The sequence below is a fragment of the Streptomyces sp. URMC 126 genome, assembly GCF_051386555.1.
Taxonomy (GTDB): domain Bacteria; phylum Actinomycetota; class Actinomycetes; order Streptomycetales; family Streptomycetaceae; genus Streptomyces.
The window spans coordinates 1-286 of the sequence record NZ_JBPQTX010000773.1; the positions used below are offsets into that span (position 1 = coordinate 1).

Genomic DNA, 286 nt, shown 5'->3' on the forward strand with positions numbered 1-286 from the left:
GGCCGCGGCATCGCCGCCGAGCAGCTGGCGCGCGTGTTCGAGCCGTTCGTGCAGATCGACGCGCGGCTCACGCGCACGCAGGACGGCGTGGGGCTGGGGCTGGCCATCAGCCGCGACCTGGCGCGCGGCATGGGCGGCGACCTCACGGTGGCGAGCACGCCCGGCGAGGGCTCGACGTTCACGCTGACGCTGCGGCGCGGCTGTGAGCCGTGAGCGCTCGGCTCTCGGCTACTGCAACGGCAGCCGCAGATCACGCAGGCTGCGTCATCTGCGGCCACTCTTGCAG

Annotated in this window: 1 protein-coding gene; it reads left to right on the top strand. The window is 73.8% G+C overall.

Annotated elements, in window-relative coordinates:
* Positions 1-213: ATP-binding protein (locus ACSNOK_RS33850; RefSeq protein WP_436784581.1), on the top strand; the 213-nt coding region annotated here is incomplete at its 5' end.
* Between the last annotated feature and the right edge of the window lie 73 nt (positions 214-286).